Annotated in this window: 12 protein-coding genes; all 12 read right to left on the reverse strand. The window is 46.6% G+C overall.

Features of this window, described 5'->3' with window-relative positions; all coding sequences use genetic code 11:
* Positions 1-7: 7 nt before the first annotated feature.
* Positions 8-1,315 carry a contractile injection system tape measure protein gene (locus E1919_RS17610; protein ID WP_162054727.1) on the reverse strand — a complete coding sequence of 436 codons (1,308 nt, stop codon included), beginning with the start codon at positions 1,313-1,315 and terminating at the stop codon, positions 8-10.
* A 5-nt stretch (positions 1,316-1,320) separates the two neighbouring features.
* Positions 1,321-7,890: a hypothetical protein gene (locus tag E1919_RS17615; RefSeq protein WP_162054728.1), complete on the reverse strand. Its 6,570-nt coding sequence runs from the start codon at positions 7,888-7,890 to the stop codon at positions 1,321-1,323.
* A 16-nt stretch (positions 7,891-7,906) separates the two neighbouring features.
* Positions 7,907-12,700: a baseplate J/gp47 family protein gene (locus tag E1919_RS17620; RefSeq protein ID WP_162054729.1), complete on the reverse strand. Its 4,794-nt coding sequence runs from the start codon at positions 12,698-12,700 to the stop codon at positions 7,907-7,909.
* Between the two features lie 52 nt (positions 12,701-12,752).
* Positions 12,753-13,178, reverse strand: coding sequence for a GPW/gp25 family protein (locus tag E1919_RS17625; RefSeq protein ID WP_162054730.1), 426 nt, complete (start codon positions 13,176-13,178; stop codon positions 12,753-12,755).
* A 65-nt stretch (positions 13,179-13,243) separates the two neighbouring features.
* Positions 13,244-13,534 (reverse strand): PAAR domain-containing protein, encoded by a 291-nt coding sequence (locus E1919_RS17630; RefSeq protein ID WP_162054731.1) that lies wholly within the window; start codon positions 13,532-13,534, stop codon positions 13,244-13,246.
* 15 nt (positions 13,535-13,549) lie between these two features.
* On the reverse strand, positions 13,550-15,325 hold the full coding sequence (vgrG, locus tag E1919_RS17635) for a type VI secretion system tip protein VgrG (protein WP_162054732.1): 1,776 nt from the start codon (positions 15,323-15,325) through the stop codon (positions 13,550-13,552).
* Positions 15,325-16,035, reverse strand: a complete 711-nt coding sequence (locus tag E1919_RS17640) for a CIS tube protein (RefSeq protein ID WP_162054733.1) — start codon at positions 16,033-16,035, stop codon at positions 15,325-15,327. Before E1919_RS17640 ends, vgrG begins: the two co-directional genes overlap by 1 nt.
* The gene (locus E1919_RS27370) at positions 16,025-16,201 is read right to left on the reverse strand and encodes a DUF5908 family protein (RefSeq protein ID WP_202915936.1); all 177 of its coding nucleotides are present in this window, start codon (positions 16,199-16,201) and stop codon (positions 16,025-16,027) included. Before E1919_RS27370 ends, E1919_RS17640 begins: the two co-directional genes overlap by 11 nt.
* A 5-nt stretch (positions 16,202-16,206) precedes the next feature.
* Positions 16,207-16,683, reverse strand: a complete 477-nt coding sequence (locus E1919_RS17645; RefSeq protein ID WP_162054734.1) for a phage tail protein — start codon at positions 16,681-16,683, stop codon at positions 16,207-16,209.
* 12 nt (positions 16,684-16,695) lie between these two features.
* Positions 16,696-17,157: a phage tail protein gene (locus tag E1919_RS17650; RefSeq protein WP_162054735.1), complete on the reverse strand. Its 462-nt coding sequence runs from the start codon at positions 17,155-17,157 to the stop codon at positions 16,696-16,698.
* A 35-nt stretch (positions 17,158-17,192) separates the two neighbouring features.
* On the reverse strand, positions 17,193-18,173 hold the full coding sequence (locus E1919_RS17655; RefSeq protein WP_162054736.1) for a hypothetical protein: 981 nt from the start codon (positions 18,171-18,173) through the stop codon (positions 17,193-17,195).
* A gap of 38 nt (positions 18,174-18,211) precedes the next feature.
* Positions 18,212-19,240, reverse strand: a complete 1,029-nt coding sequence (locus tag E1919_RS17660) for a hypothetical protein (protein ID WP_162054737.1) — start codon at positions 19,238-19,240, stop codon at positions 18,212-18,214.
* Between the last annotated feature and the right edge of the window lie 22 nt (positions 19,241-19,262).

Raw genomic sequence — 19,262 nt, forward strand, 5'->3', positions numbered from 1 at the left:
TATCAAATCATCTCCACTCCACATGCAGTAGTTCTTTCATCCAGGGCAGTTTAATGATACTCCGGTTCCAGGGAAGGTAATCCAGTAGCACATCCACAGCACTTGTCTCTACCTGTAGATGGAGGCTCTCATTTTGGGTAAACAGTTTGCCGTTGCGCTGCAGAAACGTTTCCTGCAAACCGGGCGGAGAAGTGCTTTTCAAAACTTCCCATTGCCGGATAACCTCCTGCAGCAGCTGGTCGGCTTCTTCTGTTTCCTCTTTAAGTAAGCTGATTTGTTTTGATACCGGTTTCTGCAGCGGGTAAGCACACAGTACTTTAGGAAAAACAAGCTCATACTCTTCGGCTGTCGTTTCACCTGTGGACACGTAGTGCAACAGGTAAAGGGCTTTTTGCTGCGCTGCGCTGTTGGTGAAGACGCCCTCTTCTGTAAGCCCTAACCGGCTGAAAAACATAGTCAGGAAGGGGTGCAGTAAAACCATACCGGCATGCTGAACAAAAATGCCATCTTCCTCCACTTCACCCTCCGCTCCTTTTGCTTCCTCTTCACCTGGGAAAGGATCTTCCTTCAAAATGCTCCGGACAACCGTGGTAGCATCAGCATTTTGTGGGGGTGCTGCCGCAATTGCCAGTATATAGCTCCAGAGCCGAGGTCTGATACCTGGCTCATTTAGGCTACGTAAGTCGGTTTGGAAGTCGGAAGAGGCTTTGAAGACCCGTTTCAGCTCCTGCAACAGGGAGGGTAAAGGAGGGTGAGAAGGAGTTGAAAGAATTGCCGCCAGCTGTAGCAGAAATTTATCTGTATGTTGCTCCGTAACTCTTCTTAGAAAGCCTTGTTCTGATAGCAAAAGCTTTCTGAGGACGTTTATGTTTGCTTCGTCCTGTGCCAGTGCCTCCAGCACCTGCTGTTTCCAGCCCCCATCAATTTGTAAAGTATTCCAATGCAGATACCCATGCTGCATATAGTATAGCCATTGCTGCACCAAACCTGCAGATTCTTTCTGCAGCTGCACAGTTGCTTTTGCTCCGGCTGCACCAGCGCTTAGCTTTTCGTAAATCTGCTCCGCCATTTTAAAAAGCAACGCATCGCTCCACTGCTGGCCATACAGTTCCTTCTCGGTCAGTAGGCCCAGGTCTATCTCCAATTTTTCGACGTAAATGATTTCCCCTTCCGGGCATACTTCATCAAAAAGCTTTTCCAGGGCAGGCACTACGCTGTGCCAGTAGTGGCTGCTCATCAGGTGCTGCATCTGAAAAGCATCTGCTTTTCTGTTTAGCTGCAGCTGTATGGTTTGCTTTCTGATAATGTGTTGCATCGCATTTATTTACCTGAGCCCATCAGCAGCTGCCGTAATTCTTCCAGGTCTGCCTCCGGAATAAAATTACTTACTTCATCCGTAATCCAGTAGCGGTAGATTGCCTGCATATCTGTTTTTGCTTTTCTGAGTTCTTCTAAAGCCTCACTGATGGCGGCTATGCTCTCAAGATCCTTTTTGCCAAAGTAGGACTTGTCGAAGTAGTAGCTCAGGGTATTTTGCAACAGCCCAAGCTTCTGCTTTTTAGGTATAGGTGTCAAGTCCCCGGTGTATATGATCTCATATAGAAGAGCTGCTACTCTTGTAGCAGAGGGTTTTGAAGCTTTAAGAAAAGCCTGAACCTTCTCTACCGTAGGATAATCTTTTAAATTTTCAGGTACCTGTTCAACAGCTGTTCGGTATCTGGCATAGCGGCTTCTGAGTAATTGTGGTGCCGGGTTTAAGTTATTTACTGCGGCATGGTCAGGCTTTGTTTCTTCCTGCTGACTTTCTGCCTCCGGGCCATCGTCTGGTTCTGTCGCAGACCAGGGAACAGCTGGAATCATATTTCTTGAAAAAAGTATCACATCGTCATCAGGATCATCCACCTCTGGTGTCGCATTGCATGGAGTAAACTCATACTCTTCTTCACATTGTTTTTTCCAGCAGAAGAGCTCGTTTATCTGGTTCTGGAACTGTAGCGGATTTTTGGTGCTATTTATTCTCCCCTCGAAGCAAACGTTAGTTTGCGATTCCTCTTCCGGGCATGGCTTGCAAACCTCACATACTTCCAGGCACTCAAAGTTCCTGTTGAACAGGAAAGTCAGAAAATCGCAGGTAGAAAATTCTTCGGGGCAGCTTTTCCTGAGTGCCAGCCAGCTGCCCCAGTCCTTATACTTACTTTCAAAGCAGCAGAAATCGTGCGGGGCGAGCCAGAGTATTCTGAGGAGCACATGGGCAGGGGCTTCGCGGTATAAAATATTTTCCAGCAGCTGCCGGTTCTCAACTGTTCTGAAACGGGCGGGCCATGCGGGCAATACCACTGTCGTGATGAAAGAATAAGGATCTGCACCAGGGATAAAACAACTCTCCAACTGATCTGCACACGGGTCCTGGGCCGGCTCTTTCCACGGAAAGCAGCAATTGGTCTTGTTTTTGCAAAAAGCGCTGTACTGTTCACATTCGCAATCTTCTTCGCAGCGGGGCCGCAGGAGGATATGTTCTACCACATGTAAGCCTTCGCTGTTAATGCGTTTCAGGGCCCGATCAACGCCCTCACACGCCATCTCTGGGCTGGTATAGCACTGAGGATTTAAAGCCACAACTTCGCTGTTGCTCAACCTATAGCCCCGTCTCCTGTTTTCCTGTTCCGGATTGTCATCATAAATGCTGTAGTGCAGCGTAATCCCATATTCATTACAGGCACATGTATAAACAGGATGATAGTTTTCGTGCCGGAGGAGCAGGGGCTCTATATCCCGCAGTGCCGTCATGGCTTCCTCGCAGGTAGTAAAACAGCAGGGGCTTTCCCAGGCTACGGAACAGGCCGGTTCTTCTCTTACTTCTTTATCAAAGCAACCACAAGGACTTTCTTCTACTGTTTCCTCACAGAGACTAAGGCCGGGTATTTTTATTTCGATGCAGTACTTAACCTGATCGTCCTTCCCATTTGTTTTCTTTACAACCGGGAAATAGTAGGCAAACGCCTCCAGTGTTTGCTGCCACTGTTCTGGTGCGTAACCTTCCTGCGTTTGTATGTTTAATCCGGTTTCATCGTCCTGCACATAGGGGCTCCCGTTTTCATCTATGGGATACCCCACCTGCTTTTGTGCAACTTTAGAAAGTAGTTTGATCAAGGGGGTACAGGTTATCTCCTGATCGTTGAAGACGACACGGGCAAACGACACTCCCTGCTCATCAGTCAGCGTGTAATACCGATTTTCCTCATCCTGAACTATCTGCCAGGCATCGCTACGATACATGTAAAGCTTTTGGATCGCTGCGTCCCGCTTCTGAGGCGTGTCGTATTGGCAAGGGTGGTAAAGCGGCGTATCAGCGCAAGCCACATAAAAGGAGAAGCAACAATCTTCTTTCCGCTGATAGGTATGAAAAGCATCCTGTGACTGTGCAACACAAATGAACTTCTGTACCCCCTCTTTTCCCCAGGCATCTGCTTCCTTGCCAAATCGGCGGGTGCTTTCTGCCAGTACCTCTCTGAGGTAGATGCGGTAGCTGTTCTTTTCCTCAGTACAAGGGTCGCAGTCCAAGTAGAAATTACCGTGGTAACAAAGGAGCATCCTGAAAAAATAAAACTGTTTCCGTGCTTCTTCGGGGGTAGCATAATACGCTATGCTTTGCCAAAAAGGAGGGGCTTCTTCTGTGTTTTCAGAGTTGAACCCATTTAGCCTGAAATAATACACATAATCTTTCTCCTCTTCTCTACAGGCTTTTTTTTGTTTCTCAGGCTTGTCTTCGCAGGGGAAGAGGTTAAAAAAGGCTTCAGACAGTTTGTCAATCAGCCGGATAGGGTAGGAATTAGCAATAGCAACCAGCGTACGAATAACTGCTTCTGTATCATCTCCCAACTCCTCCAGGCTTAAGGTTTCTTCTGGAATAAAAACGATATTTTCGTTGCTGTCGCAAGCGTCTGTGCTATAAGCTGGAATTTCTGCTATGCTGATTCTTTTTCCATACTTATTGAAGTCAGAAGCCCAGTGAAGAATGTGGAGGTAGTTTTCTGAAAATGCTTTTTCGGCTTCTGTTTTACTTGGGTAACCCTTGGTGCTCTCAAACAGGACCAGTTGTTCTCCGGAAAGGGTAAAGCGGCTGCGGCATATTATCTGGTAGTGATACCATATTTTTCCTGAATTTTTTTCTTTCCGCTTCCTGATGATATCCCCGCCCAAACAGATTTCAAGGTGCCGGTAAGCGTCGCATTTAATTTTTATCAGCTCTTGCCTTTTGGCTTCAGCATTTGTTCTGTCTTCAAAGGATTCACTGTAAAAAGCTGGTATAGTGTCTTTATCAATCAGGCGGTACACATAGAGGCCTGCCCGGCTGATACGATCAGTCGCAACACTTGCCTCAAAATCTTCGGGGGCGGCATTAAGCTGAAGTTGTCTGATTTCAGCTTGTACCTGCTGCCACTCTTCAACGGTGCTCCTGGCCTTTACATTGTTCTCTGTATCACCGCGTACAAGCCTGAGGGAAGAAAATTGCCTGCTATTAGACCCGGCTTCCAGCCTAAGTTCATTTTTATGTTCCTGCAACAGCAAATCTGGCGCTGTTTGCCTGAAAGCCCTGGCAGCATCTGCTGCTTCCTCCGGTCTGTTGTAGCTCTTTATACTTTCAAATGTATAACGGGCTGTGTCTGCTAAGCCTGCCTCATACTTATACTTCCACTTGCTGGGCAATTCCTGGATGTGAAGAGTGAAAAGATGCTCATATACGATATAGAGAATCTCGTTCTGCATGTGCCTTGCTTCATTTTTACTGTCGAAGCCGGTATAGCCAACTCCCTGGTCCACCTCATCCACTGTAATGTAAAGCGTGTACTTTTGAGTAGTGGGTGTGTATCGAATCTGGTAATGCTCCGCACTCGACATCCAGGCCAGCAAGCGCTGTGCATGTGTTCTTGCCTGCTCCTCCTCGTCAAACTCCGGCACCGGGCCGAATCTGAACCGGTTGCCCATGTCGAGCAAATCATACGTGAATTTATCTGGCTTCCCTACAATGGTGTTTGTAATGTCCACTTTAAAGGCATCGAGGTCAATAAACTGTGCTGGTATGGTATTATGTGGGTCCCGGTAGAGGGTGCCAGGTTGCTGCATAGTAGCATTCTCAGATAGCCACTGCTTTTGATTGTTGATTGCTGCGTCCATCTTTTCAACCACACGCACAGCTTTATCATGGCTGTCGTAGTTTTTCACAGAAATGCACACAACATTGCCTTTGTAATCCAGCAGTTGTAAATAGTAGATATAGTTACTGACAAAAACATCCTCTTCAACTGGCGGGCTTTCTGAAAAGAGGTGTTGCAGCCGGAGTAGAATACGCAGCGCTTCCGCGTCAGAGTGATAAGCCTCCCGGAACGTGGCAACGGTATGGTTGTCTTGCTGTAGGACAATGGTGTTTGCCTGCCCATGTGGCAACTCCTGAAGCTGATAGCTGGATGTTTCAGACAGCAACAGGAAAACTGATCGGGCAGCTTCCTGTGCTGCTATGCGCGTATCAAACTTCTCATGCAGGGTAAAGAAATCCTGACCGGCAATTCTAAGCGTTACCTCAAACTGCTCTTCATATTTGTACACTTCAAAATTGCAGAGGCTGTGCCGCTTCCAGCTGTCGATGCCGCTGAGCGCGTTTACTCTTTTTTCAAAACCGGACAGGTTGTGGTTATTCCACTTGTCAGTTAGATAGTTATAGGCTTTGCCACGGTTGCTGCTCAGGTCATCGTAGTGAGTCAGGAATTTTTCTGTGGCCTTTATCTGATTTGCCTCCACCTGTTGGTTACTAAACAAGCCGAATGACAGCAGGGCATAATCAGTGAATTTCTCTGCAAACCTGGCCAGCAAATGATGCAGAAAATCCTGGCGGCGGTGCAGGTATAAATCTCTGTCTTCGGCTATCAATTGCAGGTATTTGGAGAAGGAAGCCAGGTTTAGTTCAATATCAAAAGAGAAGTTCCCGGTGCTGCCAGAGTAGGAACGGTAGTTTTCGCTGAAGGTGCCGATGTACTTGACTGAGCTGGCCTGTAGTTTAGCGTCCTGTTTATTTTTAAAGTACCTTTTGCTTAGCAGCGCAATTTCTTCCGACGAGGTGATTATGTAATAGAAAATGCAATCATCCTTTTTTGTCACAAACTCACAGGTAACAGTTTCGTTATAGAAATCATTTTGAAGCTGATGAACAGCTGTGGCCTGCTCTGCCAGAGAGGGGAAAGTATAAACTTCCAGTTGGCTATCGGTTTCACCGGGTTTTTCGCAATAGCCCAGTTGTTCTAAGTCCAGGTGCTTTAATTCGTCCTTTTCTAATAATCTTTCAAGCTTCTTTTTGTCTACCGGAAAAACAAGGGTGCTTCCCTCAGTGCCCAGTCTACTGCTGCCGTTCTTTTCCCCTGTCTGAAAGCGCAACAGTTTGGGCAAATCAGGTACTGTTGTTAAATGATTGATAAAGTACGTATGCTGTTCTTCTGCCTCAGGCGAGGAAAGCGCAAACAAGGACCGGATACTGCTGAGTTGGGTGAGGTAGTTAGCGAGCAACTGGTCAAAAAACATAAGATAACCTTTCAGCTGCAGGGCTTGTGCTTTCCGCAACGCGGGGGCGTCATCTGGCAGGCCACCTTCCTCAATACCATACACTTTCGGGAATTCATTTTGAATGGAGTAATAGGCTGCCAGATCGTTACGGTAGAAGCCTTTCGGAATTTGACCGTCCAGATAGGGGGAAGGAGCCTGATACAGTACTTTTCCGCTATGGTTGAAGTTAAGGTTAAATAAGCCTTCGTACTTTTTAAAATCAGGAAACAGGGGCATGCCGTTTCGTAAGAACCGGAAGCCGGAACAACTTAAAGAGAATTCCGGTATATGGTTTTCCCTAATCTGGTACTTCCAGGCCGTTATTTCACTTCCGTCCGCGCATAACCGTAGGGCCAGGTTCTGAACTGCTTTCACACCAGGTACACCAAGTATTACATGGTAAAGATCCGACAGATGGATCTCCTTTCTTAACTGTAACTTCTCAAGCTCCTCCGTATCCACAAACCCGTGGCTTTGGGTAAGGTCATAAGGACGGCCGGCAAAAATTTCTTCGATAGGCTTTTGTTTGTCCAGTAGTTGCTGCAATGTATAAAACCGGGGAGTAGGGGTGAAAAAAGCACGAAGTGCCTCTGCTATGGCTATATAAACCTTGTCTGCCACTGCCGTTTCTGACAGCTCTATATCGGCACACACACCCAGGGGAAGCCTGCATAAGATGTAAATGTCTTGAAAATCTTCGCACAGGTTGCGATGTGCCATCAGGGCTTTTGTTACCCTTTTCACCGTTTCATCTTCAAAGATTTGAGCATCTTTTCCTGCGGGAGTAGGTTCAAGGTCGAGGTATACGTGGTATAATCCGTTCAGGAACTCATCGCAGACACAGTCTTCGTCTGCCTCATTGGCTCCTGTCTCATTAAGAATTTGCTGGCGGGGAGGGCGGCAAAAGTCCTGCACATCGGTGGCTGGCAGGAGCCATGCATTGCGGACACCTTCTATATCCAGGAGCAGCTTGCGATAATCCAGCATGGTCAGCGGGTTGCAGGACAGTATCTGAGCAGGAGTAAAGAAATTGTTGTCTTTGCTCTTGTCATCCGGGTTACGGGTTAAAATATCCTTTTCGGGAAGGTTGGTGCGGTAACCGAGGTCGAGTAGGGAGTAACAGAGCATTTCCAGGATAGTGATACCCGGATCGTGTACATTATGGTCTGTCCATAGTTTACCGGCCATATTTCCCAGGTGCTCAATACCCTCGCTCCGAAGTTTATCGAAGTTGAGATAAGCTGGAAAATCCGGATCATGTTTGCGGATTACTTTACTATTTTTCAGATCATCAGCCATTCACTTTGGTCCTGAATTAGTCTATCTTTTTGCAGTAATCTGCCAGAAGTATTTTTTTATGGCCGCAGGGCGGTTCCTGCTGCCATGCTTCACAATCCTTTTGTTGTATACAAACATCTATATCGCCAGCTATCAGAATAGACCGGGGAGTTTCAGGGCAGACCGGAAGTAGTTGTTTTTGCTCGAACTCAGCTTTACTTTTATCGGGTTGATCTTCTGTTTCGTGCCAGTATATAAGCTCTAGAATGAAATCGAGGTAATCGCGGGTTTCAAGGAATCGAACAACATCGGAGCGGTAGATGCATTGCCCGAACGTTAGTTTATCATATTGACCGACTGCCCAGGGTGCCAGAAACTCCCTTAAATCCTGCTTTAGCTTTTCTGTGTAGTAATTTTCATCTCTGCCCAGGTAAAGTTTTGCCTTTAAGCAGAAGTGTACTTTCTCATACCTCGGATTCATGATGCGCAGCCGCACAAAAGGAGAGGTACGCTGGTATAGGTAAGACTGAATTGCTTCCAGCAAGCTTACCGGTACACGTGGTTCAAAAGTTTGTGCGGCTTTGAGCTGGTTCAGGTCGGGGATAACGGCCAATAACACATAGCCCGGTGCCACCGGGAAATCGTTAGCGTACGTGTGGGCACTCAGGGCAAAGCTGTGGTTTACGCATTTCACTTTGTACAGCTGCGGAAAACCTTCGAGCGCCAGGCGTTCGTAATCAAATTTTTGAATGGCTCTCCCTTTGTGGCGCAGCATTTCACTTACCCTGACATAAAAATGCCCTTCTGTTTCTGGTATACGGCCGCCAAATGAGCTGTAAGGCTGCGCTACCTTTTTAATAGATACATCGGCCTCCCCTAATTTTGCAATGGAGCCGGCAGGCAGCGGCTGGCTTAACCTCAGCTTATCGTTTGCCTCCTCATTGGTAAAAGTTACCTGGATGGCCTGCGCATGTATACCTATCGTTTCACTGACGGAGCGACTGTTCTGATGGATAGCTGCTTTGATCCAATGCATGCCCTTTGGAAGTATGGTGTTGTCGCTTGTCATGTTGGCGGGCAGTGCAAGCTTTACTATGCCGGAGGTAGTGAGTCCATCGGTAGCATCGTCCAACACTTCGAAACCGGGGCGCAGGGCTTTCCATTGGTTGTTGTCGAGGTAAGCCCAGGTTATCCCTGCTCTTTCTGCTTCAGAATCGGCAGTGGCTTCTGCCAGTTGAAATAATATGTTTACATTGCTGCCGGGCACCAGCTGCTGCAGGCCCAGAAACAAAGTTCCTTCATCGCAGAATAAAGGAAAGAGCGCCGGGGCTAACGAAATTTCTTCGTGTTTGTAAGTGCCTTCGTAAGGGTAGAGGTGAATCAGATCAATGTCGGTTAACGTGGCCGTGGCAGTATAGTCCAAGGCAATATCTTTGATAACGGGTGTCCAGGGTTCATTGGGTATAATAACTTCCAGTGGCTTTATGACATTTCCATCAATGTCAAAAAAAGAGAAGATCGCCTGAAGTTGAGTTATTTTTAGTAACAAGGCATCTATATCAGTCTCCAGTTGAGCTGCTGAATTACTATTCCTGATATCATCTATGGCTTGAACAATGGAATCTAATTCTGCAGAAGTTATTGTGCTACCGCCAGGACCCGTAATTGCCTGTGCATTATTCAACCGGTTAATTATTGATTGTACTTCTGCTCGTACAGTGTCTGATAATGTTTCGATGGCAACAATATCATTCAAAATCTGGTTAATCAGAAGAATAGAGCCTTTGAAGGTTATAATATTATTGGTAGGGTGTTCAATATAGATAGCACCTTCTAAGGCCACATCAGGTAAACGGCCTAAAGCCATCATTTGCCGTGCCAGCACAAATGGGTATTCCTTGTGTAGAAAATCCTGATTTTCAAGTGTTAACTTCAAAAAACCATTCAAGGTGCTGGTTTTGTATTCTGTTATTGCTTCACATGTTTCAAATGTATTTGAGACATTGAAGAAATTCGAAGTTATTTCTATCACTTGTTGTACGGCATTCTGTTGTATACATTTTTCTGGAAGAAGAGAGCCCTGCTCATCTTTAAAAAGTTCTCTATTGAAATGATTAGTCCTGGAGTTCGGATTTACCTTTGTATTGTTTTGCTCTTGTTGCCATACACCATCCTCCAGAACAGCAAGGTTTATTTGGAATTCCTTTTCATCCAATCCATAAATTTTATTGCCTCCGTTCTCTCTTAAGACATAGGCCTTATAGTAATCATTAAAACTATTTGGTTTCTCTTTCCAGTTGATATTTAACCAAACATTTCGCCAGTGTTTACAGAATACTTCACGACTACCAATATAAAAGCTGGGACCTATCAAATTTAGCTCACAATAATTTTTTGTTGGATCTTTGAACAATCCTTCAAGTATGATTTTGTTCCCATTTAATGGAGGTGTAGTTAAAAAGTCAGCTAAATCCTGCTCAGTGATTCCGACTTCATATTTACCGGAGGAACTGATGAGGTTTTCAAGAAAAGTTTTGACCGCATTGGAGACTCCTGCCGAAATGGCATCATTGATAAATGTCTGGGTAACACAATAGGTTTTAGAAGGATTAACAATATTAAAATCAATAATATCCGGTCTTGTTCCAAAAGGGTATACAGGCCCATTTACGTCCTGCAGGCTTTCGTCATTCTGCACCACAATGCTTTTAAGCCCGCATACTTTTACGGAGATAGTAGTGTCCTTTAATATAACATTTCTAAAAAAGTGGTACAGCGATACAGGTAAGCCGTCTTCTTTTCTCTCTTTTTCTATGCAGCAGACTGTCTCCTGGGGGGCAGCAATCACATGCCATAATTTTATCCTGTCATCCAGCTCTATTTTTACAAGCGGCAACGTAGTACTGAAGTCTTCTTTTAACTTGTCTTTGTTGTAGAAAGTGATCGCAGGCTTATCTGCTTTAAGCACAGATTTGATCTCTATCATGAAGCTGTTGTCTCCCGGTAGCGCGGGCGGCGTAATAGTGATTTCACTTAATTTATTAGGCTCCAGCCATTCTTTCTCACCGCTGAACAGGACATCCAGTGCTTTTCTCGGTTTAAAGAAGTCCTTTAAAGTTTCTTTTTCTGCAGCATTGAAGATATCATTGAATCCGGGACCGGCTAATGTGCCTTTGGCAGGTATTATGCATTCATAGTTTGCAATATCAATTTCGCAGTAGCAGATTTTTTTTGAGTAGGTGAGGAGCTGATTAAGTTTATCAGTCAGAGCAGCGCTGATGCCTTTCTTTTTAGCCTTTCTGATCAATTCCTGATTTATGTAATAATACTTCCTGTTCAGGGTAGTTACAATCCGTTCATAAAAGTCTTCTGCAACAGCAAACCCTTGAAAGCCTCCGATATTTGCTGCCTGTAATACAGGATTTTCGTTGCTATCGCAGCAGGATGGGGAGGTGCCAACTCCGTTGTTGAGATCTTTACAGATATTCGAATTTAGCTGGCAGGACAATGTGGTGGTGATGGTTCTTGTTCCTTCGTTCAGGAGCAGAACCGGCGAGGCCAGTATGAAACCGAGGCGGGCGCTGGGGTAGGGTTTAGTATAGTTGTGCTCCGGATCAGTATACTTACTGTTTTTGGCTCCCAGTGTCGCAAAACTCTTGAGTTCATCGCCTTTAAAATCCTGCTCCAGACCATCCGCCTTATCAGCATTTGGGGTCATATGTACCCCCTCCAGATAGGTAGTTTTGTCAAAAGTCCGGTTGTTCAGAAACAGCGTTCTCTTATCAGCGATTTGCGTTTTATTTATTACTATTTCATCATCCAGCGCGAAAAACACCTCTGCCTTGTTGGTATCTTTCCCATCCTTTACCAGTAGCCCTTTGTGGAGCAGGTATTTATCCAGCTGTTTTTGTATTTCAAAAACAAGGTACGCTTTATCAGGATTGGTGTCACGGGCCTTAAGTTGCAAGACCTGTTTGTAAAAGAAATCGAGATGCTTTTTAGTGAAGCTGTTCAAGTCGTTTTGCAGATACCGGAACAATTTCAGAAAAGAGAACAGGATGGCTAAGTGAGGAGGATGTTTTTGCCGCAGCTCCTCTTTCAGGGGCAAGAGGCTCTGCTCTATACTCATTGCTGCCGCATCGGCTATTAGCTGCATAACATCCAGAATGGCAGGTACTATATCCCGAATCAAAGTATAGAGGGCATTGATTCTTTCCCTTTTGGTGTTTCCCTTGCTCCGGAAGCTTACATCCGACGTATACAGGTCTGCCATATTGAGCTCCCATACCTCATTGTCGGCTAAAGGCTGCCACTTTACAGGTTTAATACAGTACCACTTAACGGCTGCATTAGTATAGCTGATGAATGCTTTTACAGGATAGCGCAGCTTGTCTTTGATCAGATTCTCAAGCGCAAAGGCTACCGGCAGCTCACTCCCTTTTACCTGTAGGTGCCATATGTTGATGTTATATACGGTGCTGTAAAACACGTAATGCGTCAGTAACTGTAAACCGGAAGGAGCAGCGTGCTTCCGGAAAAGATCCTGGTAGATACTTAGCTTTTCGGTAACAGCAACCTGCTTATACTTACTCATAGCTGCCAGCGAGAAAGGCAGGCTTTTCTGAAAGAACGGCTGCCAGTCGCTGACAGACAGATCGGCATCATAGTAATTGACATGACGGGAGAGCTGCACAAAGTAGTCTAGCAGATCGGCTAATGTACGGCCATCTATTATAGCCGGGCCTGACAGAAGTTCGTCCATGATCCGTTGCCGCTGGCTTACGCCGGGATCAGTTTGGAAAGGATGTATCAGATTTTTGCAATCATCCATCTTGGCTTTGGTTTGAATTTTAAATCACTTTAGCTCAGAAAAGCTGAACAGGCTACACAGGTTTTAAAGCCTCATTTTTATAGTAATCATACACATAGTTGAATCGGGAATTAGTCTCCGGAATAGTGTATTCGATGCTGATGGTAAAGCGGCCTTCCAGCAAATCAAAGGAGGCGTCGGAAGTAACTTCTATTTTTTCGGCCACGATGCGTGGCTCGTAGTAGAGGATGGCATTCTTTACCCTGTCTTTGATATATCCGATAACGCCACTGCTCAACGACTCAAACATATAGTCCGAGAGGTTACAACCATATTCCGGCTGCATTACCCGCTCGCCTAGGCTCGTGGAAAGCAGGATATTCAGGCTTTGCTCAATATCCTCTACATTGCTCACCATCTCTACGGTGCCTGTATTACGGTTGAAGGCGGGAGGAAAAGACCATCCGGTTCCGAGAAAAGAATTAAACTGCTGATTCATATCATACCTGTATATGTATAAATATTCTGATGACTTGTGACCTAATACTTAAGTCGCTTTGAGTATCATCCTCCTATCTGAACAGTCGGGAAGCCTGCTACAACTACTCCACCATGGGCAGTAAGGTCTCCCTGCCGGGCAGCTGGCCGACCGCCTATCATTACCGTGGCGGATCCTTTTACAATCGTATCCGGAGGGCCCACACACACAAGTAAGTCACCAACAACGGCGGCAGGTAGGTTACCTATTAGCACAGTAGGCACACATGGGCCTGTAACTGGGCCACCTACATGCGGAACAGGTCCGTTGAAGAGAGGGCAGGTATGCATATCGCTGAGTCTGGCTGCTGAGGGCATAAATGTTTGGTTTTGCTAGTTTATTTTAACAAGTGATCCACTGATCTCCGTAATTCCCTGAGCCGACAGTTTTGCAAAAGCCCCTTCTATTCCTACGTTTCCGTCTGCCTTTACCGAAAGGGTTGTACCTCCGATGGTGAGTGACGCACCTGCCGATAAAGTCAGGTTAACACCGGCTTTTATTTCTACATTCAGGGGGCTTTCCAGCTTTATGCCGCTGGGCTCAAGCGTAACCTTATTCAGGTTCTGATCTTTTATCTCTAAGGTCTGGCCCTGCTCATCCAGTTTGATGCTGTTGCCGGCAGGAGTGTCTATGGTAATGGTGTTAGAGGCGTCGTCAAACTGGAGGTGCATTCCGCTGCGGGTGGTAAATCCTTTCTTGTGATTTACATTCTGTGCCGTAAGAGGGGCCGGTTTGGCGCTGCTGTGGAGCATCCCCAGCACCACCGCATGGCGCGGATCATCATTTAAAAAACCTACCAATACTTCATCGTCTATCTCAGGTCTGAAAAAAGCCCCTCTGTTGGCACCTGCATCCAGGCTGGCTACCCGAGACCAGATACCCTGTGCGGTATTATCGATTACCGGCACTTTTACCAGAATTCTATCCTCGCCGGCAGGGTCATTTTCCAACTGCACCACCTTGCCTATCTGCAGGCCATGTATCGCGCCCACTAACCCTGCTCCCAACAAATCGTGTGTGTCGGGATGTAATCGGGCGTAGCGTTCGGGATCAAGCCCAAACTGAATGTGCGTGTCCCAGGTGCCGTTGCCTACGTCGTGCCTGACGGCAGTAACAAAGGCTTTGCCGTTAAAGCGATCGCCCACGCCTGCCAGTTTTACCATATCTCCCGGCTTGATGCCAGGATAGCCGGTAACTTTTGCCCTGCCTCTTATTTTAGACAAGCGACTACGGAGCATCATGCCATCCACCCATTCCTGTAGTTCCTGTTCAGGTAAATTCCCGCTGTGCTGCAATTCAATGTTTTCCGGGCTTACAGCGCCGGCCAGTGCGCTGCCTTTTATATTGCCGTGTTCTGCAAAGGAAGCTGCCGCAGAAGCGTCGGCATCAAAAAGTTTCTGATTGGAGTGGTCCCAGGAGAAAGCCTTCACGCTCTTAAACTGAGTTTGTGCATCCATCTCTGCTTCAAATTCCAGGACAGAGGAGCCGTAGGTTACCTGCAGCACCGGGGTCGCACTGCTATTGGGCTGCGCAACTTTGATAGTTCCATCCTCCACCAGTACCAGCATACCGTTGGCTTCCGCCCGCAACAACATAAAATCCCAGTCAGTGACATGGTGCTGCACAATTGCTTTATGGGTAGGTACGGTGGGCGCAGGGTCACTCTTAAGGCCTTTATACCTCCCGATCAATACATCGAACAGCTGGCTGTCTGTCAGGTTCTGGTAATACTGGTTGTGCCTGCCAACTGTCATTTTTACGGCTTCGTCGCGGCATTCGATCTTAAGCTCTGTGTTTCCGTTTGCCCTCACCTTAATCGCATGTTTAAGAATAATGCCTTTGAAAACCTGGGTATTGTTCCCATCTAACCCGAGCTTTATTTTTATTTTATTGCCGGGAATAAATGTATCCTCGTTGCTGATCTCAAAGTTTCTTTCAGAGGCATTTCCGTCCCGGATAACAAGTCTGGCAAGGGGTACGCGGTTTACTTCTTTGGTGATGGAAAGCGACAGAATCTCATAGGAAGGATCCAAGGCGGTCTCGTTCACCAGAATGGTGAATGAGACGACATCATGTCGGGAGGCGTTGGGGATCAGGAGTTCTTCCATCAGGCTTCATTTTTATCGAAAGGAGGAAAGTATATTTCTTTGCCGGCTGCAACGTGTCGGATGCTACTGAGGGCATTTGCTTTGGCCACCTGCAAAAAGTAGTTTGAGTTGTTGTAGATCCTGTAGGTCATCAGGTCGAGCCGGTCGCTTTGGTTTACTTTGCGGTAATGGGTCAGGTCAGGAGAACTCTGTTTATTTTCGGCCAGTTGCTCTTCACGCGACTTATGCTTCAGGAAAGTGGCGTTGATCTTTACGCGCAGGGGACTACCATCCGGCTCAAAAAGGGTATAGTTTAAATCAAGGTTAGACAGCACACACCGAAAGTCTATCTCCGAACCCCAGAACACGATCAGGAAGCGGGGGCGGTGTATGTTCTTGTCCATGTCGTACACACAATGCAGGAAGTCCTGTAATTGCTCCTTCACGGGTTTATTTCTGTAGGTGCTGTTTTCTCCCCCGTAGCTCTCCATCGTTTTGGTGCCATCCAGTATAAACTCGAGGCGCAATTCCTCGGGTGCTGTGGACTTGTACCGCACTTCCGATCCTTCGCTGCCATGTCCTGTTCGGGTGTCGTTGTTTACCTTATAGTTCTTGGTGAAGGACTCCGGGTTGATGGGAGTAATAAATTTTCTGTCCGTGTCTTCGCCTGAAAAATCTCTGTTGGCAAAAGAACGGATAAGCAATTTTTCGAGTTTTTTTCTATCTGCCATTTCTTTCTTTCAGTATCTCCAGGACTTTTTCCACACAGGTGTTGATCAACGCTTCGGTGGGTGAATCGTTAATGTCGGATGCACGTGCTGAAGAGGGAGCTGAAGCAGCTCCATCTTCCTGGGCAACAGTAGCTTTTATGACCAGTTCACGAATCTCGATAGGCATAGCGTTTATAGTAATTCATGAAATAACAGGCGATTGTAGTTCAGCTCCAGTGTCTCGATGAGTACTTCTCCTCTTTCGGCGTTCAGCTCTCCGATTTTCCAACTGCGGGGCCATACATTATTGATTGTCCAGTACATCAACGGCTGGTGCCCCTCATCTAATAACGCTATATCCACCTCCGGAAGGGGTATTACCTGTTCATCATCAAATGCCTTCTTAAACCAGGCGGTAAGGCCGGATTCTGAAGGAGAAAGCAACCCACGCTTTAAGGTGAGTGGACCATACTTCCGTCGCACAGGAATAACATGCTCATAGCGGTTTTCTCCGCCCTCTTTTACACTTTCTGTTTCGAGGGTCGCATCCAGGCCTGTTACCGACTGAAAGCGCATATCTAACGTTTCTTTGCCAAGCCGGAACCCGACACTAAAATGAAAGTTGATAGTCTGGTACACATTGTCCGGAGATCTCTTTCCAATCGCCATCGTCGCTCATTGTTAGGTAAGTATGGTCAATCCTTCATGCACCAGTTCCATCGTTTCGATGGCCACTTCACTGGCATCGGCCTTTAGATCAGTGGATTGTACCTTCGACGGCCAGGCATTCTGTAAGGTCCAGGTGATGATGGGGTCGTGGTTTTCGTTGAGCAGCATGATCTCCACATTCCGGCGAAAACGGGATCCCGTCTGATTGCCTTCCTGAAAGTAATAGGTTTTCCGCCACTCCAGATAAAAGTCATAATCGCCCTCAAAAGTGCCCCGCTTCAGCGTAACATTACTAAACTTCTGCCTACCGGGCATTTTAATTGAGCTATAGGCTTTGCTGCTGCCCTCCCGGTACTCAATCACCTCTGTTTCAAAGTCGAGGCCGCTTACTTCCGTAAAACCTATCCTGAAATCTTTTCCCCACTGCACCAGAAAGTGGAATTTAGGAATCGGATAATTTCCTTTCGCTGCCATATCAGTTTTTGTTTAATGGAGGTTTGTTTAATTATTTACTTACACCTTGTCCTGGGGTCTGTTTCCTGAATGGCTGCCGTCAGACTTTGCTTACAAGCCAGCAGCGATTCCTTTTTCTTGTTCAGGTCGATCAGCTTTTTAGATAAATCGGCCGCCCTGGCTTTATCCACTTCATACTTATTTCTCAGGCTGTCATAATAGGGATCGTTACAGATGGGAAATTCCAGCACGGGCGTAAGCTGACAGCCTTTCTTTTCCTCCTCCTTGTGATGATACTCTTCTTCGTAGCCATAGCTTTCCTTCATCCTTCTGTTATTCTTGTCTGCGTAACCGCCGGAGGTGCTGCTGTTGCAATCTTCTGCGCAGTTAAGGGTTGTTTCCCACTCCTGTATTATCAGGTACAGGCCAAAGTCCAGTGCTATGTTCTTGTTGATGCGGTAAGCCAGGTATATGGCTGACATCGACATTTTCAGCAATTCAACCCGGGTGGTCATCAGCGCCTCTAATTTTTTGCCGTAGTCTTCCAGGCATTTTACCAGGCCTTGCCCCGGTGCCAGTGCCGGGTCGTTCAGGCACCTGATGCAGTTCATGATCTGGTCATACTTCAGCTTAATCAGATCTACCTGCATGTAAAAATCCCGAATCATGCAGTAGAGTATGTTAATGGCTCTTACCGCATGTTTTGTGTTGCGCGAGATCTTTTCAATCTGACTGAGCATCACCTCCAATTGTTCGCAGATGCTCCGCGACAGATCGTTTGCTTTGGTCAGTTCGTCATACCAGGTTTTGAGTTTATCCCGACGGCCTGTTATAAAAATCAATTCTGCTGATATAAGCCGTGCTTCTTCTTCAGCCTCACTGTACTTTGTGTTCACTTCCCGGAGTTCCTCTTTCCAGAGGTCATAGCAACAGTCGCAGCCTCTTGGATCATCAGGATTTTCTTCCTCGCAGCACTCTTTTATTCTATCTTGCCAAGAGGTCTCCTTTATTTTTTTGCATTTCAGGTCAGTTATCATACTTCATCTGTTTAAGAGCTTGTAAAGTACAGCGGAGCTTAGTAAGCAGTTCGTTGTTCGCTATTATCGGAGCAAAAGGTCTCTTTCACGTCGTCGCATATGTCGCAGATGTTGCATTTGCACTCCTGTAGCCTTGGTGCGCAGTTTTTGTCTGTCACGACACAACCACAGTCGGGGCAGCAGAGATAATCCACAGTTCTGAGGCTACTTTCAAAGTCGCTGCGCTTGCTATACATGCCTATGGTGGCTTTCGTACTTTCCTGCACCGCCTTTACCAGCTCGTCCTGCGCTTTTTTCAGGTCGTTTCCGCGTGTTTGCATGGTCATCAGCAGATGGCCTTCAAAAGCTTTTGAGCGCTCCGAGAGTGTTTTCTGAAGTGGGTCAAGATTGCCGAGATTGGAGAACACCTGAATACCGATTACCTCCGAGGTTGCCTGCGAAATGGAGTCTATGTCAAAACTGAGGGCTCTGGGCATACAAACCAGATCGCAGAGGAGATCATCAGCATTATCGCATTCCCGGGGCCTGTCCCGGGGTGAGTTTGTGTTTCGTGGAGGAGGACAGGGATCTCCTTTGCAGTCTTCCCCGCTCTTGCCTGTGATCAGCATCAGCTGCGTGCAGTTGCAGCTGTCGTTTTTGCAGTTCTCCAGTTTACAGGCCGACTCCCTCAGATCACTCATTCTCGTTTTGACGTCTTTCACAGCTCTTAACATGTTCTTCAGTGTTGTAGAGAGCTCTGTTCCCCATTTCATATAGTTGGTCACGCTCTCCCTGACCAGGTCATTGGAGGTAAGGAGTTCGGTTCCCACTGTTATTTCTGTATTTCTGAAGCGCTGGTAATTGTCTTCTGTCCACACGAACAGGCACTTTTTCCGCTCCTCCAGGCTCAGTTGTCCTTCCTTATACTTTTCCCACTTACTTACCACACCTGCGGCTTCGTACAGCTGGTCGCAGTACTTCCGCCGTGTGGCACTAATCGTTTTCTGGGTAGCAGAGTTATTCTCGTTACAGTTACTATTGCCGGAATCCCGCTGCTGGTGGTAATCTTTGAAATCATTGACAGCCATAGCTTTTTGTTTTTAGGTAAAA

This window comes from Pontibacter pamirensis (assembly GCF_010015475.1).
GTDB classification, from domain to species: domain Bacteria; phylum Bacteroidota; class Bacteroidia; order Cytophagales; family Hymenobacteraceae; genus Pontibacter; species Pontibacter pamirensis.